The sequence below is a fragment of the Nocardia sp. NPDC004711 genome (assembly GCF_053601595.1).
In genome coordinates, this window is the sequence record NZ_JBSGCB010000024.1 from 64,114 (window position 1) to 88,403 (window position 24,290).

Sequence of the window (24,290 nt, forward strand, 5' to 3'; positions counted from 1 at the left end):
CGAAGGGAGCAGCAAATGTGCCTGGCAGTCCCGGGAAGGGTTCTCAGCCTGCAAGAACGCAATGGCACCCTGATGTCGATCGTGGACTTCGGCGGCGTGCAGAAGGACGTATGCCTGCAATACATCCCCGACGCCGCGGTCGGCGACTACGTCGTGGTCCACGTCGGTTTCGCCATTCAGCGGCTCGACGAGGAATCCGCCCTGCGGACACTCGCCGAGTTCGAGCATCTGGGTGTTCTGAAGGAGGAGTTCGGGAACGGATTCGAGATCGCGGCCGCGCAGGCAGGCCTGGCGAATCCCGAAACAGTGCAGGAGTCGACAGGGCAGGAGTCGGATGAACCGGAGGTGGGGTCGTGAAGTACCTCGATGAATTCAGCAACCCGCAGCTCGCCGGGGTTCTCCTCGAGCGGATCCGGGAAAGCGCAACACGCCGCTGGGCGATCATGGAAGTGTGTGGCGGGCAGACGCATTCGATCATCCGTCACGGCATCGACCAACTGCTGCCCGAGACGATCGAAATGATCCACGGGCCCGGCTGTCCGGTGTGTGTGACCCCGCTCGGCATGATCGACAAGGCCCTCGACATCGCCGCGCAGCCCGGCGTGATCTTCTGCTCGTTCGGCGACATGCTGCGGGTACCGGGCAGCTCCAAGGACCTGTTCCGGGTCAAGAGCGAAGGCGGAGACGTCCGGGTGGTGTACTCGCCGCTCGACGCGCTCGAGCTGGCCCAGGCCAACCCCGATCGGCAGGTGGTGTTCTTCGGCATCGGCTTCGAGACCACCGCGCCCGCCAACGCGATGACCGTCTATCAGGCGAAACGGCTTGGCATACGGAACTTCTCGCTGCTCGTCTCGCACGTGCTGGTGCCGCCCGCCATCGCCGCGATCATGGAATCACCGTCGTGCCGGGTGCAGGGGTTCCTGGCCGCCGGACATGTCTGCACGGTGATGGGTACCCGCGAATACCCGCCGCTCGCCGAGAAGTACCGGGTTCCGGTCGTGGTCACCGGGTTCGAGCCGCTCGACATCCTCGAAGGCATCCGGCGCACCGTCATTCAGCTCGAATCCGGACGGCACGAGGTGGAGAACGCCTACCCGCGCGCCGTTGCCGAAGCGGGCAACCCGGTCGCGAAGGCGATGCTCGAAGACGTCTTCGAGGTCACCGACCGCGCCTGGCGCGGGATCGGCGTGATACCGCGCAGTGGGTGGCGGCTCTCGGACCGCTATCGCGAGTTCGACGCCGAGCAGCGGTTCGCCGTCGGCGACCTGCACACCGCCGAGTCCTCGATCTGCCGTTCCGGTGAAGTGCTGCAAGGGCTGATCAAACCGCACGAGTGCGCCGCCTTCGGCAAGCAGTGCACGCCACGCAACCCCCTCGGAGCCACGATGGTCTCCTCCGAGGGCGCGTGCGCCGCCTACTACCTGTACCGGCGCCTGGACCTGCCCGCGGAGGTGGCCCATGCGTGAGGAGATCTCGGCGCCCGTCGACCTGGCGAACTGGGTGTGCCCGATGCCATTACGGGATTCACCCACCATCGTCATGGGGCATGGTGGCGGCGGCGCGATGTCGGGGGAACTGGTCGAGCACCTGTTCCTGCCCGCCTTCGGCGCGGCCGCCGAGGCCGGGATGGGGGACTCGGCGGTGCTCACCGTCGGGGATTCCAGGCTCGCCTTCAGCACCGATTCGTTCGTGGTCAAGCCGATGGTGTTCCCGGGCGGATCGATCGGCGAGCTCGCGGTCAACGGCACGGTCAACGACCTGGCCATGGCCGGTGCGCGACCGCTGGCGCTGTCGACGGCGTTCATTCTCGAAGAGGGCACCCCGCTGGCCGAGATCGCGCAGATCGCCGGGGCGATGGGTACCGCCGCGCTGGGCGCGGGCGTCACCCTGGTCACCGGTGACACCAAGGTGGTCGACGCCGGGCACGGCGACCGGGTGTACATCAACACCACGGGTATCGGCGTGATCGACGAGGGCGTGGACATCCGTCCCCAGCGCGCGAGTGCCGGGGACGTGGTGATAGTCAGCGGCGATATCGGCTTGCACGGCGTCGCGGTGCTGAGCTGTCGCGAGGGACTGGAGTTCGGGACCACGGTGTGCAGCGACACCGCACCGCTGCACGGCCTGGTGGCTGCCATGCTCGCCACCGGGGCGGACGTGCACGTGCTGCGCGACCCCACGCGCGGCGGTCTGGCCGCATCGCTCAACGAGATCGCCCATACCGCGAAAGTCGGTGTAGCACTGGAGGAGAACGACATCCCCATCCCGCCCGAGATCCGCGACGCCTGTGGACTGCTCGGCCTCGACCCGATGTACGTCGCCAATGAGGGCAAGCTGGTCGCGTTCGTCGCGGCCGAGGACGCGGATCGGGTGCTGGCCGCCATGCACGCCCATCCGCTCGGGACGCGGGCCGCTGCGATCGGCGTCTGTGTGTCCGAGCATCCGGGCATGGTGGTGGCCAGGACCGCCCTCGGCGGTACCCGGGTGGTGGATCTGCCGGCCGGTGAACAGTTACCCAGAATCTGCTGAGGCGGAAGGGAATTCGCCCATGGACCCGGTCCGCGTCGACGGGACCGAGATGTTCGCGCGCTACGCCTACGCGCCGAACGCGCTCGGCTACTGCGGGCCGCCCGACACCGCCGGGCTGCGTGGCGGGTCGAGCGCGGCCGTGCGGGCGACCGCGCCGCTGTTCTCCGGGGCGTGGCCGTATCTGTGCGTGATGTCCGCGCTCACCGGGATCGAGGATCCGCTCGACGCCCGGCTCGTCGAATCCTATTGGCTCGGTGGCGGAGTCGGCGCCGCGCTGGATCCGGCCGAGTTCGGCGCGGCCCTGCTCGCACGCATCGGGCCGGTCGCCGGACACTACTGGGCACACCTGAGCGCCCGCCTGGCCACGGAGGCCGCGCCCAACCACAGCTTCCACGTGCTCGGCGTCTACCCCTGGTCCCGGCTGCTCGATGCGGCGGGTGAAGGCCCGGCCCTGCGGATTCTCGACGACTGCCGGATCACCTGGGCGCGAGTGATCGATCGGAGCGATTCGCAGGTTGTGGTCCGTGCCCGCCGGTTGAGCTGGAACGGCCTGAGTCTGGGCCTGTCCAGGCCCGAGGACCAGAGCCTGGACGTCTGGCACGACGGGTACGCCGCTGTGCCGGACGTCGAGGCCGGCGACATCCTCGCTGTGCACTGGAATCACCTGTGCGGGCGGCTATCACCCGTGCAAGCTGCGGCGCTCGCTACCACGACCGTGCGCCAGATCAGGGTGACCAACGAGCGGCTGGCGTTCGACCGTTCCGCCGTGACGGTGGGCTCGAGGCCGGACAGGTGAATTCCCACCCGGACCTCGACCACGTCGGCATCCGTCGAATTTCGATGAGTACCAGCGCAACTGGGACCCGATCAGGATCGGCCGAGGCGCTCGGCCAGGATCGTGGCGCGGGCCAGCTGGACCTTGCGGGCCTGGCTGGAGGCGAAGGCCATCAGTCCGAGCGGGGTGCGCAGCCGGAGTTCGTCCTCGATGCGCGTGCCTTCCGGGCCGTCGGCGAGCTCGAAGCGGTAGGCCATGTGAACGCCGCCGGGGCTCTTGACCTCACCCCAGACCGCCTTACCGGGTGTCCCCTCGAGCGACACCCGGATGCGGTTGTCGTATTTCAGCCCGAGCAGCCGGAACCGCTCGACGGCAACATACGAGCCATCCTGGACATCCTCGACCGCCACGACGAGTGGCGACAGGCCGATGTAGTTCTCGGGCCGGATCAGATGCTCGTAGGCCGCTACCATCGGAGCGGGGACGGTGAACGTGTTACGGAGAATCTTTTCCGGCATTCCCGAACTCTAGCGGTCACGCCGGTATCGGCTCGGCACGACGAGTGACCCATCACCTGAATGTGTGATGCCCTGGGCGGCGCGAATCGGGCACGCTGTCGTTTCGGCCGCCGGTATGGCCCGGATCAGATGATGCCTGTGACGAGGAGCGTCTCCATGACCAAGAGCGACGAATCGATGATGACCGTGGAGCAGGCGCGGAAGATCTCTGCGCCGCTGTATGCCGCGTTGAACAGGCCGGTCGAGAAGGACGTCGCAGCACTGCTGGCCGAGGCATGCAACGACGACTACCGGTCGTTCCACACCAACCAGGATTTCCTGACGCGTGACCAGCTGGGCGAGGTGTTCACCCGGATGGGGGAGACCGTCCCGGATCTGGCGTGGGAGGTCGTCGACATCCACGTTGTCGACGACATGATGATCGTGCGCGGCGAGGCGACGGGCACGCCCGTGGCCGAGTTCTGGGGCGCTGCGCCGACCGGTAAATCCTTCCGCACCATGGCCATCGACGTGTTCACCGTCCGCGACGGAAAGCTCGCCACGGGCTATCACGTCGAGAACTGGGCGACCGCGCTGGAGCAACTGCAAGCCTCGTAGTACGTCCTTGAACCCTGGATCGGGGAAGGAGCCACCATGCCCATGATCGACGTGTACGCGGTGCCGGGTACGTTCGGTGATCCGCGGCAGCTCGCGCGGGAACTCGCCGCCACCCTGATGGCGATCGAGCGGGTCCCGGATATTCCGACGTTCCGGAAGAACACCGCGGCCTTCATCCACGATCTGCCCGCCGAGCAGATCTCGAATGTCGACGGGGACAACGGTTATGTGCGCGTTCAGGTGCTGACCAATGCCGGCGCGCTCGACCGCGACAAGCAGCTGGCGGTCGTGCGGCAGTTGACCGATCTCGTGGCGAAGGCCGCCGGTGATCCGTCGCTGGCCGAACGTACCTGGGTGTTGCTGACCGAGGCGGTGCCCGGTGGGTGGGGTCTGGCGGGGCACGCGAACACGAATGAGGAACTGGTCGCCGCCGCCCGCGCCCAGCTGGCCGAGATCGCCACCGGCACGGCGTGATCCGGTCGGTCGGGAGCAGTCGTGACCGCACAGGCCCTGTGGCTGGACGATATTCGGGTGGGGGATCGCTTCCGGAGCGCGTCCTACACCGTGACCGCGGCGGAGATCGTCTCCTTCGCCGAGTCGTACGATCCGCGGCCGTTCCATCTCGGTGAATCCCAGTCGGCGGGAACGTTTTTCGCCGGGCTGGCGGCCAGCGGATGGCATACGGCCGCGATCACCATGCGGTTACTCGTCGACGGTGGGCTGCCGATCGCGCACGGCATCATCGGCGTCGAGCAGCAGCTGGCGTGGCCGACGCCGACGCGACCCGGCGACGTACTGCACGTCGAGTCGGTCGTCACCGAGGTGAAGGTCGGCCGGTCCGATGCCGCGCGCGGGATCGTCACCACCGCGTACCTGACGATCAACCAGGAGGGCGAGATCAGGCAGCGGGCAACGGGCAAGATCCTGGTGTTCCGGAAACCGGAATAGCGCTCCGGCCCGGTCAGTCCGGCGCGTGGATCTCGGTGACGATGGTGTAGAGCTCGATGATGGTGCCGTCCTGGGTGCGGGCGATGTCCATGCCGACCACCACCGGCGGCTGGCCCGCGGGACCGTAATGGAAGCCGAGTTGGCCGATATCGTCGAGTTCGGCGGCCGGGCCCGCGGGGCGGAAGACCCAGTCCGGGTTTTCGGCGCGCAGCTCCTCGGCGCGGTGTCCGAGTTCCTTGCGTCCGTGCATGATTTGTTCCGCCTCGTGCCAGATCACGTCCGCGGCATAGGTTTCGGCGATGGCCGCGGCGCGGCGTGCCGGGTCGGGCTCGTTGAAGACGTCGAGCAGATTGCGGCGCATGAGGTCGGCGGGGGAAAGTGTCACGGCTGTCCTCTCAGAAGTGATGGATGCTGCGCTTCGAGATCGCGTGTACCTGCGGGGAACAATCCCGGATGCACGTCGAAGGCCTGGTAGATCATTTTCCCGGCCCCGTTCGTTGCCGGTCGTCACGACAGCCTACGTACCGGGCCGATCAGATCGGTCGCGACGCCACGCCGTGGGTTCGGATCACATGCCGGCGAGGCCGATGAATTCGTGTACCGATCGGACGCTGCCGGCGCCGTCGCCGACGGCGGCGGCGATGCGCTTCATCGATCCGGCGCGCATGTCGCCGACCGCGAAGATGCCCGGCACGCTGGTCTCGAACGGGAGGGGGCCACGGCCCAGGGTGTCCCACATGTCTTCCGCGGTGCCGGGGCCGAGCGCGACGTCGGTGAGAACGAATCCGTCGGGGTCGAGGCGGATGTCGGCGAGCCAGGAGGTCTCCGGGTCGGCGCCGATGAAACAGAACAGGCCGGAACACGGGAGCCGCTGGGGTTCGGGTGTGTTCGTGCCGGACACGGTGATTCCGGCCAGACGATCGTCGCCGTGCAGTGCGGCGACCTCGGTGCCGAGCCGGATGTCGATCGCGGGGTTGGCCTCGATGCGGTGGGCGAGGTAGCTCGACATCCCGGCGGACAGATCTCCCGATCGGACCACGAGGGTGACCATGCACCCGCGGCCGGCCAGGAACAACGCGGCCTGTCCGGCCGAGTTCGCGCCGCCGATCACCGCCACCGGGGTGCAGGAGCAGGTGCGGGCCTCGATTTCGGTGGCCGCGTAATAGATTCCGCGCCCTTCGAAATCCGTCCAGCGCGGCAGGTCCAGCGCCCGGTACTTCACCCCTCCGGCGAGAATGACCGCCCGCGAGTAGGCGACCGCGCCGTCGGACAGCGTCACCTCGAACAGCGCACCGGTGCGTCGCACCGAGACGACCCGGCACGGACTGTTCAGCGAGGCCCCGAACTTCTGCGCCTGCACCATGGCCCGGCCGGTGAGATCCGCGCCGCTGATGCCGTGCTCGAATCCGAGATAGTTCTCGATGCGGGAGCTGGAACTGGCCTGCCCGCCGACCCCGACCGCGTCGAACACGACCGTGCGCAGGCCTTCGGAGGCGCCGTAGACGGCTGCGGCCAACCCTGCGGGCCCCGCCCCCACGATGATCAGATCCGTTGCGGCCGAATCAGGTTCGGATTCGGCCGAATACGCGAGGCCGAGGGCCGCGGCGACCTGCGCCGGAGTCGCGTCGGTGATCACCCCGGTCGGCGTCACCGCCGCGGGCAGCCGTTCGTCGGTGACGCCGATCGTCCGCGCGAGCGCCGCGCCCGCGACGCTGTCGATGTCGAACCAGGTATAGGCGATGCGCGCGTGCGCGGCCCAGGAGCGCAGCGCCAGCGACTCGCGAGACAGTTCGCTGCCGAGCATGCGCACACTGAGCGCGGCGGCGCCGGACTGGAGTTCGCTGCGGCGGGCGAGGAATGCGGTCAGGATGAGGTCCGACAGTTCGGTGTCCTCGTCCATCAGCCGGCGGAACGCGGCCGGGTCGATCCGGATGATGGAGCCTGCCGCGGTGACCCGCGCGGTCAGATACGTCGACTGCCCGGTGAGCAGGTTCAGCTCGCCCAGGAACTGACCCGGCGTGCACGAAACCACCAGCGCCTCGGGCAGATCCGTGGTCGCCACCCGCACGATCTCCGCGGCGGCGGTGGTCAACACGATGAAGTCGTAGGTCCGCTGCCCGGTCCCGTACAGCACCGCGCCCGGCTGCACGACCTCGACGCTGCCGTATCCGCGCACCCGCTCGAGTTGTGCATCGGACAGGACGGGGAAGCGGTCGGCTTCGGGATCGTGCCCGGGCGCGGCAGGGCTCATAGGGTCGACCCGTCGGTGTCGCCGAGGAAGTCGCTGACATCGGCGGCGAATTCCCGGGCGTGCTGGAAGAGGAATCCGTGCGCCGAATCGGGATAGATCTTGATGCGCGCCTGCGGAATCAGCCCGGCGAGCAGGTACGAGAAATGCGGCAGGATCATCGGGTCGCTGTCGCCGTTGGCGATGAACACCGGATGCGTGATCGCACTGACCCGCTGCAACGCCGCGTGATCGGGAATGCCCCACTCGCACACGGCGTCGTACTGCGCCTGCCGGGTCTCCCAGGAGGTGGGCTGGTCGGCGTCGGTGGTGCGGCCGTAGATGCGGCCGAGGGTTTCCTCACCGGCTTTCCGGCTGGCGGGGGAGGAGGTGAAGAAGACATCGAGATATCCCTTCGGTGCGGTCTGGAGTGTGCCCACCGCACCGATCACCTCGGGAGCCCACCCGTGCATTCCCGCGCCGCCGCGTGGCGCCGAGGACGCCAGGACGAGCTGGCGCACCAGGTCGGGCCGGATCAGGGCGATCTCCTGGGCGACGAAGCTGCCGATCGAGAAGCCCAGGATATCCACCTGCGGGACATCGAGGGCCGCGAGGAAAGCGATGGCGTCGCGCGCCATCTCGGTGATCGTGGCGGGAGTCGTGCCGGTGGTGGCGCCCACGCCCGTGTTGTCGAACGCGACGACGCGCCGCCCGGCGGCGAGGGCGTCGACGAGTACCGGATCCCAGTTCTCCAGATTGCCGCGGAAGTGCTGCAGCAACACCAGTGGCACTGTGCCGCTCCCGATTTCGCGGTAGGCGTAGTCGATGCCGTTGCCCGCGCGCACCACCCTGTTGGGGGCGGCCGCGTAGCTGAGCGCGGTTGAGGTCATGTCGCTTCCCTTCGCTGGACTGTCGGTCAGCGGGCCGTTGCCGATCGGTCGGACCAGGTTGTCATTCCCCAGCACGACGATCACTCACCTATTCGTGTGACGGCAAGCTGTGCAGGGTGTTCGCGAGCTGGACCCGGGACTGGATACCGAGCTTGGTGAACGCCGAACGCAGATGGGTGCCGATGGTGTTGACCGAGATGCCGAGCTCGGCGGCCGCGGACTTATTGGTGTGCCCCGCGCCGATGAGGGCCGCGACCCGGCGTTCCGAGGGCGTCAGCGAGGCCCAGCCGTCCGTCGAGTGATGCAGTGTGACAAGCCATTTGGAACGGCGAGCACCGGCCGCACGCATCACGTTCTGGATCTCGGCGGTCTTGGCCAGGGCATGCATGGTGTGGAATTCCTCCCACGCGCGGTCCAGTTCGGCCAGGCCGTGGATGCGGTCACCGGCGGCGAGGAGGGCCCGCCCGTAGGATTCGGCTCCGCAGGCCCGCAGCAGCGGGCGCGGGCTGCGGGCGAGAACCTGGGCGGAACGGCCGATGAGGTCCAGGTCGCCGCTGTTGCGGCCGCGCAGGTTCAACGCCATGCCCTCGAAACTGGCGACCCCCGGATTCCGGCTCGCCGCCACTTCCGCGACCGCTGTTGCCAGAGCAGTGAATTCGTGATCCATGGCGGTGTCGCCGATCTTGAAGAACAGGCCCGTCCAGCACGGCCACAGTGGCCAGTAGCCGTTGCACACCCCGGCCCCGTCCAGGACGGGCCGCCAGGTGGCCATGGCGTTCTCGAAGTCACCGCGGGCGGCGGCGAGCCAGCCGCGCATGACCCCGACCACGGGCTTGCGGGTGTGGTCGCCGCCTCGAACGATCTCGTCGGTGGTCCGGATGTGCTGGTCCGCGCGCTCGATGTCGCCCTGCAACAACGCCACCGCGACGCTCACCATGGCGGCGTCGCAGGCCTGCTCGGTGTTGCCGAGCGTGCGGCCGAGCTCGATGAGCGCGCGGGCTGCGGCATCTGCTCGGTGGAGGCGTCCGAGATTGAAGTGCAGCCACATTCCGCTGCCACTCAGGGCCGGCAGGATGGCTTCGGTCGTGGAGTGGTCGGTGCGGGCCTGATCGAGCAGCGCCTGTGCATGGTTGTAACGGTCGAGGAACTGCAGCTCGATGATCTCCTCGGCCAGGTAGGAGACCCCGCCGAGAGCGCGGAGTTCGCGAAAGTGGCCCAGTGCCGTGAGGTGGCGGGCATCGTTCTTCGCGGCCTCACCGGCCGCCTGCAGGGCCAGGCCGAGCGCTTCGCGGTCGTCGACTGTTCGGGCGAGGTCGAGCGCGGCCTCGCTGACGCGGATGGCGGCGGGTCCGCGGGCGATGCGGGTGTTGGCCAGGGCAGCGGCGGCGCGCAGGCGGGCGGTGACGGTGGGCTCGAGGGTTCGGGTGCCGAGGACCCGCTCGGTGCGGGTGACGAGATCGCTGATGCGACCGCTCAGCCACAGTGCCTGGGCCACTTGGGTTTCCACTTCAGCGGCCAGGGTGTTGTCGTCCAGGCGAGCGAGAATCAGGTCGGCGACGGTGATGGCCTCGGTGGAACGCTGGGTGCGGCAGAGCACCGACAGGCACCGTTTGCTGAGGTCGAGCCATGCGGGCTGGTCGGGGCGAACGGTCCGGAAGGCGAGCGCCCCCAGTTCCCCGGCCTCCTCGGGGTGGGTAGCCACCAGGGATTCGGCGACCTGAACCATGGCCGTGGCGCCGGGCAGATCGCCGGGACCGATCGCTTCCCGCGCGTGCGCGGCGGCGATGAGTTCTTCGGAGGCTGCGAGGTAGTAGACGGCGCAGTTGCGATGCAGCCGTCGAGCGTGCGCGGCCGGAATACCGGCGCACACCGCGGCACGCACCAGGTCATGCCGGCAGTCCACGCGCTCGCCCTCGGCGCGCAGCAGTCCCGACTCCAAGGCGCCGGAAAGGGCTTGTGGGAGCTGCTGTTCGGAGCTCGCGGCACCGAGCCTGCGAAGGTCGGGCACCGGAACCGCACGGCCTGCGATGGCGACGGTCTGCACGAGATCCCGCGCGGCGGCGCCGAGCTGTGCCAGCCTGGCGGCAATGGCCGCCGTGAATTCCACCGATACCGTATCGGAGTCGTCGCGGGCGGTGGCCCGAGCAACATTGTCGATGATCTGGACGGCCAGTGTGGGATTGCCGTCGATGGCATCGAGGTATCCGCGCAGCCGCTGGTCGGGCAGGTGACCCAGCCGATCCTGCGCGATCATCGCCAGGTCCGGTAGCGCCAGCGGGCCCAGCCGAATCTGTTCGACAGCGGCGAGTCCGTGTCCGGGGAGATCGGCTTCCGCATTGTCATCCCGGGTTGTCAGCACCCAGACGACGGGCAGCCCGGCGAGGCGTGGAATCGCGGTGCGCAGGAGGAACTGGCTGACCCGATCGGCGCGGTCCACATCGTCGACGGCGAGCAACAGCGGGGCGGTAGCGGCGCGGTCCTCGAGCGCCGAGGCGACGGCTTCGACCAGGAGGAGCGGTTCTGCCGAGTGCGCGACGATGCCCGCATAGTCGGCGGTGGCCAGCAAGGGATCTCGTCCGGAACGTAACAGCCCCAGCACCGGCGCACCCGGCTGGACCTGCGCCACGATGTCACAGCGACCGGTCGCGACAAGCATGCCGGTGCGCTCGGCCTGTCGGCATATCTCCGACAGCAGCGCCGTCTTGCCGAGCCCGGCGGCACCGGTGATCCAGATGATCCCGCCGCTGCCGTGCCTGCTCGCGCCTCGCAGCACCGCCAGCGCACGCCGCATCGGTTCGCTCCGGCCTCGCAACGGCTCGGAATGCAACGGACACCGCCTTTCCCCGCAGCCACCCTGGAATACCCATTCTGCGCGGCCGCTCGAGCTCCGGCATCGCGAATTCGCCCAATCGGTGCCCGACGGGGCGGCTCGCCTCACCTGTTTGCGGTAGAGACGCCCCGACGCGCTCGCTCGATACTGGGGCGACGATCCGTGTGCGGGACCATGCAGGCCGTCGTATGGCTTCACGCGCGGCAGGACCGAGGAGGAGGCATGCACGACGCGCATGGCGCGCTCGCGTCGCAGCCTCCCGGGGCGGGACCGCAGCTGGGCTGGCAGCGCAGTGGCCGCGGCGCGCATTCGACAGTGTTCCTCCACGGCTGGCCGCAGACGTCCCACGCGTGGCGCCGGGTGCTTCCACTGCTGGACGAACTCTGTTCCGCGGTGGCCCTGGACCTGCCCGGAGTAGGCCGATCCGCGCCCCAGCCGCACGCGTTCGACAAGGTCACGATGGCGGCGAATGTGCATGCCGCACTGGAGGATCTGGGCCTGGGCCGGGTGTTCCTGGTCGGGCACGACATGGGTGCGCTCGTCGGCTATGCCTTCGCTCGCCGGTATCCCGCCGCCGTCCGGGGACTGGTCAGCGTCGATACGGCGCTGCCCGGCATCGCCGGATGGGAGGACGTCACCCGCTCGCCGGCCTACTGGCATCTCGGCTTCCACAGCGACACCTCCTGCGGCCGTTTCACCGCCCAGCACCTGGTCCAGGGCAACGAGCGTGAGTACTTCCGCCGATTCATCGACCGCTTCGCCGCGCACCCGGAGGCGATCGGCGACACCGACATCGCCACCTACGCGTCGGGCTATCAGGGTGCGGATCGTCTTACCGCGGGATTCAAGATGTTTCGTGCGCTACCACTCGACATCGCCGACAATCGGCACGCCACCGAGTCGCTCGAGGTGCCGATCCTGCTCGCGTTCAGCGAGTTCTCCCACGCCACCGTCACCGACACCGTCGCGCAAGGGCTCCATGACGTCGGAGTCGCGGACGTCCGCACCGCCATGATCCCCGATGCCGGTCATTGGCCGGCCGAGGAACAACCGGTGTCCCTGGCCCGAGCCATTACCGAGTTCGTCGAATCGATCGACTCCATCGATGAAAAACGGTGAGCATCAACGAAAGAGAGTGCCGCGCTACCCGGACGGCAGCGCGGCATCCGATCCGACAGCTGAACCTCCGGTGGCGGGGTCGCTCAGTTCGGGAATTGGGAATAGGCGGCGGCGAACAACGTGTAGGGGTTCCCGTAACCCGGGAAGAGACCGGTCATCTCGTCGATGACCTCCGGCGCGGACGACAATTTGGCGACAGCCCGGTCGAATGCCTCGATGTAGGAACGGGATTGCGCGATCTGCCGTTCGGCGTCGTCGTCGGGCGCGCCGGGATCCTTGTGCCCGGCGATGATCGTGGCGGGGTGCAGGTCGGCGATCTTGTCGATGGTCGCCAGCCAGGTCCGGCGGCTGTCGGGCGTCGAATTCCACAGCCACATATGGATGTTGTTGTACACGGCGTCGCCGGAGCAGACGGTGTCCAACTCGGGGATATGGACCACGGTGTTGAGGACGCCGTCGGCGCCCCCGACTTCGACCAAGCGCACCGGATGGTCGTCCACGGTCAGGGTTTCCGATTCCACCGGCTGCGGGAGTGCCGGGGTGCGGTCGAACCGGTCACCGAACCACGCGATCCAGTTCTGCTGCACGTCGGGTCCGAGGTTGTAGCGCGCTTCCTCGATGACGGTGGTGTTCAGGGCCAGCAGCCGGGCCTGCGGGAAAGCCTCGAGGACCGGCCCCGCGCCGAAGAAATGATCGCCGTGACCGTGGGTGATGACGATGCTGGTCAGGTTCTTGCCGGTGTCGCCGATCCAGGCGGCGAGGCGGCGGCCTTCGTCGACCGTCATGAGCGCGTCGACCAGGATGGCGTCGCGCGCACCGGAGATCAGGGTGGCGGTGGACGCGGGCCAGGTGGCGGCGGTGTCCGGATCCCATCCCGGTCCACCGTTGATCGGCAGGTATCCGGTATTGAAGACGTCGATCGTGAGAGACATGGCAATTGCTTTCGCTCGCAAGGGGCAATCGGTGGTCTGGACGACCCGGAAGCCGGATCACGGCTCGAGTATCCGGAGTCGAATCCGGACGCTCCATCACCCGAATATGTGACTCCGCCGTGAGGCACTGATGCTGGTTCGAGAGGCGGCAGATCGAACGCAGGCTACGATTGACCAAGCAATTGCTTGGTCGAGGGAGAAGTAGTGAGCGATGACTTCCGGGGACGTGACGGCGCCGCACTGGTCGCGGGCGGCACCGGCGGCATAGGTGCCGCGGTGGTCCGCCTGCTGGCGCACCGGGGCAGCGATATCGGACTCACCTATCGCGCGAATCGAGACGCGGCCGAGCTGCTGACGAAGGACGTCGAGCGGGTCGGACGCTCATGCCGGGCCTGGGCACTGGATCTCACCGATCCGAGTGCCGTCGCGGATGTCGTCGCGCAGTTCGAACAGCGATTCGGCGGTCTGCACACTGTGGTCTACGCCGCCGGACCCCATGTCCCGATGGTTCATCTGAGCAGCGTGTCGCCCGAGCAGTACCGGGAGCAGCTGAATGCCGACGCCGCAGCGTTCTTCAACCTGATGCACGCCACCCTGCCGCTGCTGCGCCGGTCGCAGGGCTCCGTCGTCGCGGTGACCACGGCCGCAACCCGACGCTATCCGGTCCGGGATGGCCTTTCCGCCGGCACCAAGGGTGCCGTGGAAGCCGTCGCCCGTGGACTGGCGGCCGAAGAGGGTCGCTACGGCATCCGCGTCAACTGTGTCGGTCCGGGCATGCTGACCGACGGCATGGCCGAGCGCCTGATCAATTCCGGAGACCTCGATCGAACCGCGCTCGAGGTCGCCCGGCGCAATATCCCGCTGCGCCGCTTCGGGAATGCGGACGACATCGCGGAAGCCGTCGCATTCCTCGCATCGGACCGAGCGGACTTCATCTCCGGCCAAACACTGGATGTCGACGGCGGCTACACGGTCTGAGGGACTTCACCGACCGACCGCTGGTTCGCTGACTGTGACGACTGTCGGCCCTATTGCAGTCGACCCGGCTGAGCGTTCATTCACCCGTTGGGATGACGACCATCCGTTGGGATGCCGAGGCGGGCGAGTTCGGTCCGGACGGTGGCGATGACGTCGGGGAGTGCGGCAGCGACCGGGGTGGAGAGGCCGACGCCGAGGTCGAGGCGGTGAGCTTCGACGGCGATGACTACGAGTTCGGCGGGGACGCGGCCGAGAGCGCGGCCCAGGGGGAGGGCGTCGGGGATGCCCATGGCGTGGGAGCTGGCGGCGTGGGTGAGGCCGCGCAGGGCATCGACGGTGGTGCGCCAGACCCGGCCGGGGGTGGAAGGTTCACAGAGGACGGCATCGACCACGATCGCCAGCTCCGCGTCGGCCCAGAGATCCAGCAGACCCGTCGGCTCGCCGTCGCTCAGTGCCACGAGAACGCCGGGCAGGTCCAGCCTTTCGAGTTCCGTGGCCACGGCGGGGCCGATGCCGTCGTCGTGCCGGTACTCGTTGCCGACTCCGATGACGACGGCTCGCGGACCGCTCATCGGCGCACCACATCGAGCTCGAGGAAGTGGGCCGAGCAGGAGATGCACGGATCGTAGTTGCGGATGGTGCGTTCGCACAGGGTGGTCAGCGCCGCATCGTCCAGGTCGAGGTGCTCGGACACCACGTGGCGAAGATCGTCCTCGATGGCAGCCTGGTTCTGGGAGGTCGGCGGAATGATGGTGGCCGCCCGGATGGAACCCGCGTCGTCGATTTCGTAACGGTGATAGAGCAATCCGCGCGGGGCCTCGCTGATGCCGTGGCCGACGCCCGGCCGTGGCGCGCAGGGCGCCGCGGGGTGCGCGGGCGGCTCGTAGTCGGCGATGAGACGTAGCGCTTCATCGATGGCGTACACCACCTCGACGGCGCGAACCACGATGCTGCGGAACGGATTACGGCACTCCGGGCCGAGCCCGGCCGCAGCGGCGACCTCGAGGGCAACTGGGGAGAGACGCCGGGAGTTGAGGCTGTATCGAGCCAGGGGACCGGTCAGATAGCTTCGCCCGTCCAATCGCGCGTGGAGCGCGGTGGAATGCGGAACCTGTTCCTCGACCACGTGCTCGCCGAATTCACTTGCGGGGAAGTCGAGTCCGGTGCTGGTCGACACGGTGCCGTCCTCGATGGCGTAACGGTCCGACGCGGTGGCCGCGAGTAGATCGTGGTCGAGCTCCAGATCCGGGAAGTCGAATTGCGCCACCCGGCCGGCGGTTTCGATCGCGTAGTCCTGGGCCCGGCGCAGCTGGTCGGCGACCGGTGCCAGATCGGCGCGGCCGGGCACCGAGTAGAAACCGCCGACCCGGACATTGATCGGGTGGATGGCACGGCCACCGAGCAGTTCGAGCAGCGTATTGCCCGCCTTCTTGACGGCCAGCCCGTGCTCGACGAGTTCGCGATGGTCGGCGGCCAGGGCGATGGCGTCCGGGTAGCCGAGGAAGTCCGGCAGGTGCAGCAGGTGAATGTGCAGGGTATGACTCGAGATCCACTCGCCGCAGTAGAGCAGCCGGCGCAGCGCGGTCAGCGGCGGATCCAGTGTGACGCCGCATACCTGTTCGAGCGCGTTGCAGGCGCTGGTCTGATACGCCACCGGGCAGATGCCGCAGATCCGGGCGGTGATATCGGGTGGCTCGGTGTACGCCCGGCCGCGCAGGAAGGCCTCGAAGAAGCGGGGCGGTTCGTAGATATTGAGTTCTGCCCGCTCCACCCGGCCGTCCTCGACGACAACCCGCAGCGCGCCCTCGCCCTCCACTCGCGCCAGCGAGCTGACCCGCAATTGCCTACTGCGATGGCTCATCCCGGTTCCTCTCGGCGAAGGCCGGTGCGGCGACCGCGACCGTGCTGAACACTCGGTCGATATCGGCGGTGTCCATGCCGTTGATCCGCAGGATCGGCAGCAGCGCACCGATATTGGGCCGTTCCATCGGGCCGAAGCAGCCGTAGCAGCCGCGATGATAGGACGGGCACAGGGCGCCGCATCCCGCCTGGGTGACCGGGCCGAGACAGGGAATGCCGTCGGCGACCATCACACAGGTATTGCCGCGGCGCTTGCATTCGGAGCAGACGCTGGTGTTCGGCAGGTCGGGTTTGCGTCCGGCCAGCAGCGCGCACAGGGTATCCAGCAGTTGGCGGCGGTCGATCGGGCAGCCGCGCAGCTCGTAGTCCACCGGCACATGCGCTGCGATCGGCGTCGCGGTGTCCAGCGTCGAAATGTATTGCGGGCTGGCGTATACCACCGACGCGAATTCGGTGATGTCGGCGAAGTTGCGCAGCGCCTGGATGCCGCCGTGACTGGCGCAGGCGCCGATCGTCACGAGAATCCGTGACTGCGAGCGGATCTCGAGGATGCGGCGCTGCTCGTCGGGCGTGCTGACCGAACCCTCGACCAGCGACACGTCATAGGGCCCGGGCTCGACCGCGCTGCTCGCCTCGATGAAATGAGCGATGCGGACCCGGCCCGCCAGCGCGAGCAGTTCGTCCTCGCAATCCAGCAGGGTGAGCTGGCAGCCGTCGCAGGAGGTGAACTTCCAGACCGCGAGAGTGGGTGTCGTCATCAGAGCTCCCGTACCGAAAGCAGGGGTTCGGCCACCGCGTAGTCCACGACCGGGCCGTCGCGGCACAGCAGCAGCGGACCGAGCTGGCAATGGCCACAGCGGGCGACACCGCATTGCATATTGCGTTCCAGGGTGACCCGGATATCGGTGGGCGGGACGCCCTTGCGCAGCAGGGCGTTCGCGCAGAACCGCATCATTGGTTCGGGACCGCAGAGGAATGCCGTGGTGTTGCCCGGATCGACGACCAGTTTCGCGAGCGGTTCGGTGACGAAGCCGATCGGTCCCGTCCAGCCGGGACCCGGATGGTCGACGGTCTGATGCAGTTCGAGCAGGCCGTCGCGGGCCCAGACCTGCTGGTCGTCCCGGAAGAGGATGTCATCGGGTGTGCGAGCACCGGTGATCAGGACGATCCTCCGATATTCGGTGCGCCGCGCGAGCGCCTCCAGCACGACCGGGCGCAGCGGCGCCAGTCCGACTCCGCCGCCGACGATCACCAGATCGCGCCCGGCGGCGGAGCCGAGATCCCAACCGGTGCCGAACGGTCCGCGCACTCCGATCTTCGCGCCGACCGGAGCGTCATGCAGGGCCGCGCTCACCGCCCCCACCGCGCGGATGGTGTGCTCCAGGAAATCGACTGCGACACAGGGATTTCCACTGACCGAGATGGCGACCTCGCCCACGCCGAAGCGGTAGAGCATCATGAACTGCCCGGCCCGGAACCGTTGCGCGGCAGCGTCGATCGGGGCGAGCACCAGGGTCGCGGTATCGCTGGTCTGCAGGATGCGGCGTGCCACCCGATACGGGAGCATGGTGTCCGCGGACGCGCCGGCGCGGGCCTCGGCGATCATCGGCCGTCACCGGACGTGCCCAGGCGTATCGGTGTGGCGGTACAGGTTTCGGTGGGATTGCGGTAGAGATCCAGCAACCGGGCGCGGGTGGCCTGCAATCGTTCCAGGAGCGCCTCGAACAGCAGCAGCGTCAGTGCGTGGCCGAAACTCGGGTCGGCGTGGGCGAATTCGGTCAGCCGAGTCGAATCGAATTCGATCGCTCGCACGGGTTCGGCGGTGATCGCACCGAAATGCCATCGGTACGGCGGAACCAGCCACGACCAGCCGAGCAGATCGCCCGGACCGAGGGTCTGCACCACGACATCGCCACGCCCCGGCACCCCTGCGTCCAGCACCACCCGTCCCTCGCAAATGAGCCAGCAGCGGTCGGCCCGTTGGCCTTCCACGATCAGGCGCTGCCCGGCCGGATAGTGCACCGCATGCCCGGCCTGGGCCAGCGTTTCCAGCTTCGCGCGGTCGAGTGCTGCCAGCGAGGCGAATGCGGACAGTTCCTCAGCGGTGACCATCGTCGGCCTCCTCGCGCAATTCGACGAGCCGGCCCATCTCAGCGGTCAGATCGATACCGGCCGGGCACCATGCGATGCAGCGTCCGCAGCCCACACAGCCGGAGCTGCCGAACTGGTCGTACCACGTGCCGAGTTTATGGCTGAGCCACTGCCGATACCGGCTCTCGCCCGACTGCCGCACGCTGCCGCCGTGCACATGGGAGAAATCCAATTCGAAGCACGACGCCCAACGCTCCCAGCGTTCGGCATGGTCGCCGGTGAGATCGGTGACGTCCTCGGTAGTGGTGCAGAAGCAGGTGGGGCACACCATGGTGCAGTTGCCACAGGTCAGGCAGCGGCTCGCCACGTCCTCCCACTGCGGTGATTCGCGGGATTCGCGAATCACCGCGCGCAGGTCCGCATCCGGCATGCTGCGGCCCATGCGACCCGCTGCGGCCGCCACCTCGGCGCGGGCGTCCGTGATCTCGGCCTGGGTCGCCGGGTGCGAGCGGAGCTCGGCGAGTATGCGCTCGCCCGCCGCACTGCCCACTTCGACCAGGAACCGATGCCCGCTGTCGTCGATGCGTTCGGTGAGCGCGAGATCGTATCCGGCCGAGACGCCCGGCCCGGTGCCCATCGACGCGCAGAAACACACCCCGCCCGGCTCGGTGCAATTCACGCCGACGATGAACAGACCGGCGCAGCGGGCCGCGAAAGCCGAGTCCGGGTACGCATCTCCACCGAGCACCCGCTCCAGAATGCGGATGGCGGCCATATCGCAGCCGCGGACGCCGAGGAATGCGGCGGGGCGATCCGGTTGCGGTGGCTGCGACGACGGCTCGGTCGCCGGTGTCGGCGTCGGACCGTCTCCGGCCGCTACGAGATTCAGGTCGGCGTCGAGTCGTGCGATCAGGCGGTGCGGTGGATGCAGGAACTGCTTCCACGATCCCGGCCCGGCCGAATGCGCGAAGACCGCTTGGTCGGCGCGGCGATACACGCGATACCGGCCCGGCTCGGTGTGCACGCCCCACCCGGCGGGCAGTGCGGCCGGTGTGTCGAGTTCGTCGAGGATGATCGCGTTGTCGCGCATCGTCGGGCCGATGACCCGATATCCGTTCTCCTGTAACACCACGACGAGCCGGTCCAGCCCGTCGCGGTCGATCGTCACGGTGTCGCCGATGGTCACGGAAGCCTCCGTTCTCGCACGTCGCTCGATTCCAGTCTGGCTGGCGCGGCGCGGCGCGAACAGCGTCGAAGGTCCTCGGCACGGGGTCGGAGTGCCCAGGTCGGAACGGCGCTGGCGAGATCGGTCAGCCCCGGCTGTCCGCATCGGAGGGGGAGGCGGGTACGTGCTGCATCGACGAGTACCGTGCCGCGGCGATCTCCTCCTGGGCGCGCAGTTCCGCGCTGGTCCGCACGTACGCGTCGGGGCCTGGAAAGGTCAAGGCCCGATGCCCGGTGTCGGTCCAGTGCACGAGATACGGCGGTGCGCCGTCCGTGCCGTGCACCTCTTCGATGAGACCGCGACGGACCACGCCCCCGACCGCGCGTCCTTCGACGATCAGCCAGTCGCCTGGTTGTGCTCGCATCGAACGACCTCCTTACCCGTCGGCCGGAAACTGGTGTTGTCTCGAAGCTCTATCGTGGTAAGGCCATGCGATCCCCGGTAGGGCCGGAAGTCCCCGCGCAGGACCTGGCTGCCCGCACGATGAACCACGCGACCAGGAATCGGCCGGTAGCGCACCCGTGCTCATCCGAACCTATACCCGGCCTCCGGGCCGCTCACGCCGCCCCCTCCGGCTCGGCTGTCTGTAGTGGGCAACCGGGTGACGAACCAGTCCCGCGCGAGCTCGGCTGCCTTACGCAGGGTGCCGGGTTCCTCGAACAGATGGGTCGCGCCGGGCACCTCGGCCAGCACGGTCTCACATGACATTGCCATGGCCGCCTGGCGATTCAGATCCATGACCAGGTAGTCGCGACCACCCACGATCAGCAGAGTCGGCGCCCGTACCGCCGACAGTGCGCGGCCGGTCAGATCGGGTCGCCCGCCGCGACACACCACTGCCCGCACGTGCACGCGCGGGTCGGCTGCGGCGCGCAGGGCGGCGGCGGCACCGGTACTCGCCCCGAAATACCCGATCGGCAGCCCCTCCGCGTGTTCCCGTCCGCTCAGCCACTCGGTGACCGCCACCAGTCGCGGGGCCAGCAGGTCGATGTCGAACACGTTGGCGCGGTTGATTTCCTCGGCCGTGGTGAGCAGGTCGAACAGCAGCGTGCCGAGTCGGGCCTGCTGCAGTACCTCGGCGACGTAGCGGTTGCGCGGGCTGTGGCGGCTGCTGCCGCTGCCGTGCGCGAACACCACGACACCGATCGGATGCTCGGGAATGGTGAGATGTCCGGACAGCATGGCTTTCCCGGCCCGCACACACACCTCGCCGTCGCGCAGCGGCGGATCCGCGACCGGTCCCGGTTGCGGCCGCGGATCGGGGGCAGCGCCGCGAGCCAGCAGACGGCCCGCCTCGCGATCCTCGAAGACCATCGAAACCTCCTTAAAGCAGGCACTTCCAGCGTCACAGCCTCCGGCGGCCACCGGCAGATCCGGTTGTCGCCGGTCGGGAGAGTCGTTGGTCCCACAACGACCTCCGAGACATTGGATTGCTGATAGCGGGGGTGCGGTACCGGAGCAGCCGACGAGCCGACTACGCCGACCAGTTCACCGGCCTGATCCTGCGATGAAACGCCGCCGGGTCACTGTGGGTCGTGGCTGACGTCAGCAACGCGAAACGATGGACCTACACCCGGGCAGGAGGCGGGGCAGCGCCGCCGCAACGATGACCGAAGGCATGGCGTCAGCCCTCGGTATCGGTGACTTTCGGCCGTCACCAACGGCCACCCATCGCGACATGCTGAACAGTACGAAGCTGCGAATCCCGAGGAAGGAATGGCGATGTCGAGCACGCATCCCGATACCGACACCATCCGCGCGGCGCTGGCCCTGGCCGTGCGCGCCCCGTCGGTGCACAACACGCAACCCTGGCAGTGGCGTATCGGGGAGAGCACCCTGCATCTGTATGCCGATGACACTCGCTGGCTGAAGCACACCGACCCCGACCGCCGCGAACTGGTGCTCAGCTGCGGCGCGGTACTGCATCACCTGCGAGTGGCGATCGGCGCGGTCGGATGGGAGACGATGGTGCACCGATTCCCGAATACCGCGGATCCGCGACATCTGGCCGCGATCGAATTTCGCTCCGGGGCCACTGATCCCACGACGGTGCAACTGGCGCAGGCCATCGCTCGACGCCGCAGCGACCGGCGGCATTTCACCTCCTGGGAGGTGCCCGCCGTGAACGCGGAGAAGGTCATCGCCGCCGCCCGTGTCGTGGGGGTGGAAATTCGCGACGTCGACGCCCTGGAGGCGCGTGGGACACTGGCGCAGGCCTTCGAACAAGCGTCGGCGAGCCACGCCCAAGACCCGGACTACATCGCGGAATTGCATGCCTGGAGCGGCCACCATGCCGCACCATCAGGCGTCCCCGCCCGCAACGCCGTGGTCCCCACGGACCCGGCCGTCCGTCCGTTCTCCGACCCTCGGCTCCCCGAAGCCGTAGTCCGCGACACCGACGAATTCTCGCGAATGCTGTTGCTCAGCACCGGGTCCGACGATCCCCTGGCGTGGCTGCGCGCCGGTGAATCCACCAGCGCCGCCCTGCTGACCGCGACCGTCCGCGGCCTGGCCACCTGCGCTCTCACCGAACCTCTGGAACTGCCGGCCATCCGAGAACAAATCCGCACGAACATCCTCGGCGGCTTCGGCCACCCGCAAGTGATCATCCGGATGGGCTGGGCGGCAACCAGCGCCGACCCGGTCCCGCCCAGCCCCCGCCTCGCGCTGGACGATGTGGTGCACCCGCTGCAACCGGCCGACTCGGCCGACCGATCGCACTGACCACGCCGGGATGGCTGCCATCAGCTGCATTACCGCGAAGGTGTGCCGCAGGTCGTGCAACCCGCACGCCGCGGCGACGTGGCAGCACGCCGACTTCGACTGTGGCCGTTTCTCATTCACCGAGCAATGCCGGGCACGATGCCAGCCGTCGTCGACTTGCTCTCCTGCAACCCGCCCACAGATTCGGCCGCCAGCGCCCGGTGCACCGTGACCGACGCGTAGTCCGGACGATGCTCGGCACAGGCGACTGCCGGCCGGGCCCGCATAGCGCCGCGGCGCATGTTACCTGCGGGTGAACTCCTGCTCACAAGCCTTCAGTCCGGTGTGTGAGGTCGCCTAGGCTCGGCAGGGCGCTCGACCTCCCAGATGGAGGTGACGAGGGGAGCGTGCTACCTCGGCTGCCGTCCACGGCAGTGCTCGATTGCACGAAGGATCCGCCATCATGACTGTTGATGTACCCGTGCTTGGTGAGGTCCGATCCCGTGACGAACTCCCGGATGAATTCTTCGCCCTGTTCCTCGACCCGACCCGCACCTACAGTTGCGCGCTGTGGACTCGCCCGGACGACACCCTGGAACGAGCCCAGTCGGCGAAGATCGACCTCGCGTTGGCCAAGTGCGATCTGCAGGCGGGGATGACCTTGTTGGATGTCGGCTGCGGCTGGGGCTCGACCATGTTGCGCGCCATGGACACCTACGGGGTGAACGCGATCGGGTTGACCGGCAACCGCCACCAGTACCGGTATGTGCGGGACCGGCTCGTCGACCGGCTGATCCGCGGCCGCCCCTACGGCGGGGTCCGGCGCCAGGATTGGGAGGAATTCGACCGCCGCGTGGACCGCATCGTGTGTATCGGGACGCTGGAACACCTCCACCCGCAGCGCTACGCCGATTTCTTCGATTTCGCCTACCGGATCCTGCCCGAAAACGGGGTGCTGTTGGTGCAGACCGTCGTCGCACCGGGCCGCGACCCCTCCGATGCCCACCAGACGCGTTTCGCGAGTACCGATTCCGTGTTCGCGCCCGGGACCATCCTGCCCTTCGACCGAGTTCCGCCACCGACCGGCCGCAACCCCAGGGGGGTCACCGAGTACGCGGAAGATGCCGGATTCACCATCACCGGAATCGGGAAACTGGGACCGCACTACACCACCACACTGCAGAACTGGGTCACCGCGCTACACGAGCACCGCGACCGGGCGATCGAACTCGCCGGGCGTGACACCTACAACGCCTACATCAGCCATATGACCGGGTTCGCCGACTACTTCCGTCACGGCCACCTCGACGTCATGCAGTTCACCTGCATCAAGAACGGGTTGTGAGGGCGAGTAGCGGCCCGCCGTGCCGCCGAGGACAGGTTCCTCGAAACCGAACCCGGGCAACATGTTCGCCTCTGCAGCCCCGACGATCAAACCCGCACAGTGACCGATTGAATCGAAGGACCCGATCGATACCGGCCTCCGGAATCCTGTGTCCGTGTGGCCGTCAGGGATGAATCGGAATGATGTGCGGTGCGTGCAGATTCAGACCCTGCGCGATGGAATCCGAAAAGGTGCTGATGGCGGTCCAATCCCGCAGGTCGCCGTAGCGGCCGCCGCCGAGTAGGCGGTAGAGGACGCGTGCGCCGAGGGACACGCCGACGCGCTCGTAGTGCCCCGCGAAGGCCTGGTATCCGCGCGGGTTGATCGAGTCGCGCACGGCGGCAATGCGTTTCGGCACCATGCGGCCGATCCGATGTCCGATCGGTCCGCGCAGTGCCGGTCCGATGCCGACACTGAAGAGCCAGACCGGCCGAGCGCTGAGTTCGTTGCGATGGGATGCCACGTACTCCGCGACGGTGGGCAGCAGGGCCATGTCGTGCACCGCGCTGCCGATGACCACGGCGTCGAAACGCGACAGGTCCGGTGCGTGCTCGGCGTCGGCGACCTCGACGGTCGCACCCCGGGCGGCGAGATCGTTGCCGATGTACTCGGCGATCTCCCGGGTCGACCCCTGAGCCGAAGCGTAAACGATGCTGACTGCAGGTTTGCGATTCTCCATGTGCC

25 protein-coding genes and 1 pseudogene are annotated in these 24,290 nt (G+C 68.1%); 11 read left to right on the forward strand and 15 right to left on the reverse strand.

What is annotated here, in order from left to right; translation table 11 throughout:
• Nucleotides 1–15: 15 nt before the first annotated feature.
• Genes ACWEKS_RS24750 through ACWEKS_RS24765 form a run of 4 tightly spaced genes read left to right on the forward strand, consistent with a single transcriptional unit; the run spans nucleotide 16 to nucleotide 3,325 of the window.
• Complete coding sequence (locus ACWEKS_RS24750) at nucleotides 16–357, forward strand: HypC/HybG/HupF family hydrogenase formation chaperone (protein WP_452342265.1); 342 nt, start codon at nucleotides 16–18, stop codon at nucleotides 355–357.
• Complete coding sequence (gene hypD / locus ACWEKS_RS24755) at nucleotides 354–1,466, forward strand: hydrogenase formation protein HypD (RefSeq protein WP_452342266.1); 1,113 nt, start codon at nucleotides 354–356, stop codon at nucleotides 1,464–1,466. Before ACWEKS_RS24750 ends, hypD begins: the two co-directional genes overlap by 4 nt.
• A complete protein-coding gene (gene hypE / locus ACWEKS_RS24760) occupies nucleotides 1,459–2,529 on the forward strand; it encodes a hydrogenase expression/formation protein HypE (protein WP_452342267.1) in 1,071 nt (356 codons plus the stop codon). Before hypD ends, hypE begins: the two co-directional genes overlap by 8 nt.
• Before the next feature lie 19 nt (nucleotides 2,530–2,548).
• Nucleotides 2,549–3,325 (forward strand): DUF6390 family protein, encoded by a 777-nt coding sequence (locus ACWEKS_RS24765; RefSeq protein WP_452342268.1) that lies wholly within the window; start codon nucleotides 2,549–2,551, stop codon nucleotides 3,323–3,325.
• A 71-nt stretch (nucleotides 3,326–3,396) separates the two neighbouring features.
• On the opposite strand, the gene ACWEKS_RS24770 is transcribed toward ACWEKS_RS24765, so the two are convergent.
• Nucleotides 3,397–3,822 carry an SRPBCC family protein gene (locus ACWEKS_RS24770; RefSeq protein ID WP_452342269.1) on the reverse strand — a complete coding sequence of 142 codons (426 nt, stop codon included), beginning with the start codon at nucleotides 3,820–3,822 and terminating at the stop codon, nucleotides 3,397–3,399.
• A 156-nt stretch (nucleotides 3,823–3,978) separates the two neighbouring features.
• Between ACWEKS_RS24770 and ACWEKS_RS24775 the strand changes: the two genes are divergently transcribed.
• From ACWEKS_RS24775 to ACWEKS_RS24785, 3 genes are read left to right on the forward strand one after another with little or no spacing between them, the layout of a single operon-like run.
• The gene (locus ACWEKS_RS24775; RefSeq protein WP_452342270.1) at nucleotides 3,979–4,419 is read left to right on the forward strand and encodes an ester cyclase; all 441 of its coding nucleotides are present in this window, start codon (nucleotides 3,979–3,981) and stop codon (nucleotides 4,417–4,419) included.
• Nucleotides 4,420–4,455: 36 nt separating this feature from the next.
• Entirely contained in the window at nucleotides 4,456–4,893 is a 438-nt protein-coding gene (locus ACWEKS_RS24780; RefSeq protein ID WP_452342271.1) for a tautomerase family protein, read from the forward strand.
• A 21-nt stretch (nucleotides 4,894–4,914) separates the two neighbouring features.
• A complete protein-coding gene (locus ACWEKS_RS24785; protein ID WP_452342272.1) occupies nucleotides 4,915–5,367 on the forward strand; it encodes a MaoC family dehydratase in 453 nt (150 codons plus the stop codon).
• Between the two features lie 13 nt (nucleotides 5,368–5,380).
• Here ACWEKS_RS24785 and ACWEKS_RS24790 read toward each other — a convergent pair whose 3' ends face one another.
• From ACWEKS_RS24790 to ACWEKS_RS24805, 4 genes are all read right to left on the reverse strand, one after another.
• Nucleotides 5,381–5,752 (reverse strand): nuclear transport factor 2 family protein, encoded by a 372-nt coding sequence (locus ACWEKS_RS24790; protein WP_452342273.1) that lies wholly within the window; start codon nucleotides 5,750–5,752, stop codon nucleotides 5,381–5,383.
• 183 nt (nucleotides 5,753–5,935) lie between these two features.
• A complete protein-coding gene (locus ACWEKS_RS24795) occupies nucleotides 5,936–7,618 on the reverse strand; it encodes an FAD-dependent oxidoreductase (RefSeq protein WP_452342274.1) in 1,683 nt (560 codons plus the stop codon).
• Complete coding sequence (locus ACWEKS_RS24800) at nucleotides 7,615–8,484, reverse strand: alpha/beta fold hydrolase (protein ID WP_452342275.1); 870 nt, start codon at nucleotides 8,482–8,484, stop codon at nucleotides 7,615–7,617. The genes ACWEKS_RS24795 and ACWEKS_RS24800 overlap by 4 nt, the downstream gene beginning before the upstream one ends.
• An 88-nt stretch (nucleotides 8,485–8,572) precedes the next feature.
• Nucleotides 8,573–11,623 (reverse strand): AAA family ATPase, encoded by a 3,051-nt coding sequence (locus ACWEKS_RS24805; protein ID WP_452342276.1) that lies wholly within the window; start codon nucleotides 11,621–11,623, stop codon nucleotides 8,573–8,575.
• Between ACWEKS_RS24805 and ACWEKS_RS24810 the strand changes: the two genes are divergently transcribed.
• Nucleotides 11,537–12,433 (forward strand): alpha/beta fold hydrolase, encoded by an 897-nt coding sequence (locus tag ACWEKS_RS24810; protein ID WP_452342277.1) that lies wholly within the window; start codon nucleotides 11,537–11,539, stop codon nucleotides 12,431–12,433. The genes ACWEKS_RS24805 and ACWEKS_RS24810 overlap by 87 nt on opposite strands.
• An 83-nt stretch (nucleotides 12,434–12,516) precedes the next feature.
• Here ACWEKS_RS24810 and ACWEKS_RS24815 read toward each other — a convergent pair whose 3' ends face one another.
• Nucleotides 12,517–13,365 (reverse strand): MBL fold metallo-hydrolase, encoded by an 849-nt coding sequence (locus ACWEKS_RS24815; protein WP_452342278.1) that lies wholly within the window; start codon nucleotides 13,363–13,365, stop codon nucleotides 12,517–12,519.
• A 204-nt stretch (nucleotides 13,366–13,569) separates the two neighbouring features.
• Here ACWEKS_RS24815 and ACWEKS_RS24820 point away from each other — a divergent pair, with 204 nt between their 5' ends.
• Nucleotides 13,570–14,343: an SDR family NAD(P)-dependent oxidoreductase gene (locus ACWEKS_RS24820; protein WP_452342279.1), complete on the forward strand. Its 774-nt coding sequence runs from the start codon at nucleotides 13,570–13,572 to the stop codon at nucleotides 14,341–14,343.
• 80 nt (nucleotides 14,344–14,423) lie between these two features.
• Here ACWEKS_RS24820 and ACWEKS_RS24825 read toward each other — a convergent pair whose 3' ends face one another.
• The 8 genes and pseudogenes from ACWEKS_RS24825 to ACWEKS_RS24860 all read right to left on the reverse strand — a co-directional run.
• The gene (locus tag ACWEKS_RS24825; RefSeq protein WP_452342280.1) at nucleotides 14,424–14,915 is read right to left on the reverse strand and encodes a hydrogenase maturation protease; all 492 of its coding nucleotides are present in this window, start codon (nucleotides 14,913–14,915) and stop codon (nucleotides 14,424–14,426) included.
• Nucleotides 14,912–16,204 carry a Ni/Fe hydrogenase subunit alpha gene (locus tag ACWEKS_RS24830; protein ID WP_452342281.1) on the reverse strand — a complete coding sequence of 431 codons (1,293 nt, stop codon included), beginning with the start codon at nucleotides 16,202–16,204 and terminating at the stop codon, nucleotides 14,912–14,914. The genes ACWEKS_RS24825 and ACWEKS_RS24830 overlap by 4 nt, the downstream gene beginning before the upstream one ends.
• Nucleotides 16,188–16,961, reverse strand: coding sequence for an NADH-quinone oxidoreductase subunit B family protein (locus tag ACWEKS_RS24835; RefSeq protein WP_452342282.1), 774 nt, complete (start codon nucleotides 16,959–16,961; stop codon nucleotides 16,188–16,190). Before ACWEKS_RS24835 ends, ACWEKS_RS24830 begins: the two co-directional genes overlap by 17 nt.
• Nucleotides 16,961–17,809 (reverse strand): FAD/NAD(P)-binding protein, encoded by an 849-nt coding sequence (locus ACWEKS_RS24840; RefSeq protein WP_452342283.1) that lies wholly within the window; start codon nucleotides 17,807–17,809, stop codon nucleotides 16,961–16,963. The genes ACWEKS_RS24835 and ACWEKS_RS24840 overlap by 1 nt, the downstream gene beginning before the upstream one ends.
• On the reverse strand, nucleotides 17,806–18,315 hold the full coding sequence (locus ACWEKS_RS24845; RefSeq protein WP_452342284.1) for a cyclic nucleotide-binding domain-containing protein: 510 nt from the start codon (nucleotides 18,313–18,315) through the stop codon (nucleotides 17,806–17,808). Before ACWEKS_RS24845 ends, ACWEKS_RS24840 begins: the two co-directional genes overlap by 4 nt.
• Complete coding sequence (locus ACWEKS_RS24850) at nucleotides 18,302–19,480, reverse strand: 4Fe-4S dicluster domain-containing protein (RefSeq protein WP_452342285.1); 1,179 nt, start codon at nucleotides 19,478–19,480, stop codon at nucleotides 18,302–18,304. The genes ACWEKS_RS24845 and ACWEKS_RS24850 overlap by 14 nt, the downstream gene beginning before the upstream one ends.
• 124 nt (nucleotides 19,481–19,604) lie before the next feature.
• Nucleotides 19,605–19,883 (reverse strand): DUF1918 domain-containing protein, encoded by a 279-nt coding sequence (locus tag ACWEKS_RS24855; RefSeq protein WP_452342286.1) that lies wholly within the window; start codon nucleotides 19,881–19,883, stop codon nucleotides 19,605–19,607.
• Nucleotides 19,884–20,044: 161 nt separating this feature from the next.
• Nucleotides 20,045–20,752, reverse strand: a pseudogene (locus tag ACWEKS_RS24860) (dienelactone hydrolase family protein); the annotation flags it as partial.
• Nucleotides 20,753–21,241: 489 nt separating this feature from the next.
• Between ACWEKS_RS24860 and ACWEKS_RS24865 the strand changes: the two are divergent.
• Nucleotides 21,242–22,243, forward strand: a complete 1,002-nt coding sequence (locus ACWEKS_RS24865; protein ID WP_452342287.1) for an Acg family FMN-binding oxidoreductase — start codon at nucleotides 21,242–21,244, stop codon at nucleotides 22,241–22,243.
• A 442-nt stretch (nucleotides 22,244–22,685) separates the two neighbouring features.
• Nucleotides 22,686–23,567, forward strand: coding sequence for a class I SAM-dependent methyltransferase (locus ACWEKS_RS24870; protein WP_452342288.1), 882 nt, complete (start codon nucleotides 22,686–22,688; stop codon nucleotides 23,565–23,567).
• A 163-nt stretch (nucleotides 23,568–23,730) separates the two neighbouring features.
• Here the strand turns inward: ACWEKS_RS24870 and ACWEKS_RS24875 are convergent, their stop codons facing one another.
• Nucleotides 23,731–24,285 (reverse strand): flavodoxin domain-containing protein, encoded by a 555-nt coding sequence (locus ACWEKS_RS24875; protein WP_452342289.1) that lies wholly within the window; start codon nucleotides 24,283–24,285, stop codon nucleotides 23,731–23,733.
• Nucleotides 24,286–24,290: the final 5 nt, after the last annotated feature.